Here is a 1,146-nt window from a genome sequence, read left to right as displayed (position 1 = left end):
ACCACACCGGCACCACGGACGGCATGATTCCCGGGCAGACCCTCCTGGACATCCCCGCCACCCCTGACCCGCCCCGCCCGGACACACCGCCCGCCACCACCCAGGCACAGCCCTGGCCCCGCCTCGTCAACGGAATTTGGGTCCCGGAACCCGGATCCGACCAGGAACTGCCCGGACTGGACCCCATCGACCCCGACTGCACCAACCCCGTCGTGGCCGACCGGCGCACCCGCGCCCAAAAACTCCTCGACGGCCTGATCGACTGCATCAAACTCGCCGCCCGCACCGGCAAACTCCCCATGAACGGCGGACTCAAACCCCAACTGTTCATCTCCACCAACGAAACCGAACTCCAACGCCACACCAAGGACGGCCGCCCCGGAGGCATCGCCTTCCTCCCCTACAGCGGACCCCAACCCCTGGCCCTCCTCGAGGAAGAACTCTGCGACGCAGACATCACCACCATGATCCTGGGCAACGGAGAGAACATCCTCAACGTCGGCCGCACCCAACGCTTCTTCACCGACACCCAACGCAAAATCCTCATCGCCCGCGACAAAGGCTGCTGCTTCCCCCACTGCCGACGAACCGCCATGACCACCGACGCCCACCACATAATCCCATGGTCCCAAGGCGGCGGAACCGACATCTCAAACGGCGCCCTGCTCTGCACAGTCCACCACCACACCGTCCACCAAGGCCTGTGGAGCATCGAACTCATCAACGGGACCCCCTGGTTCACACCCTGCTACAAACTCGACCCCACCCAAACCAAACTCCGAAACCACTACCACCACGGCCTCCCCGGCACCTGACCGACCACCCGATCATTGAACCCGCCCCGCTGATAAGGCCCGCCCCCGCTGATAGGGCCAGCCGAAACCAAGGCCACGACAAGCCCGACCGCCGGACACAAGCCCGACCCGCGGGGGCCTCGACAAGCTCGACCGACGCCGGACACCAGACCGACCCGCGGCGTCCAGCCGAGTCCGGCTCAGTCCATCCCGCGCAGGTCCAGGGCCAGTTCGCTGGCACCGTCGGCGGAGAGCACCACCGGGATGCCCCAGTCCTGCTGGTACAGGTGGCAGGCGGCGTGGTCCGGGATCTCCCCGTTCCCATCCTCCGGACCGTCGCAGGCCGCGGCCC

1 protein-coding gene is annotated in these 1,146 nt (G+C 67.0%); it reads left to right on the top strand.

Annotated features, from left to right (window positions below):
• On the top strand, positions 1 to 815 hold an 815-nt coding region (locus MMF96_RS19380; protein WP_256884474.1), incomplete at its 5' end, for an HNH endonuclease signature motif containing protein.
• Positions 816 to 1,146 lie beyond the last annotated feature (331 nt).

The sequence above is a fragment of the Arthrobacter sp. STN4 genome, from assembly GCF_024539665.1.
Taxonomy (GTDB): domain Bacteria; phylum Actinomycetota; class Actinomycetes; order Actinomycetales; family Micrococcaceae; genus Specibacter.
The sequence above is the reverse complement of the archived record's forward strand: the minus strand, read 5'-3'. Positions and strand labels throughout refer to the sequence as shown.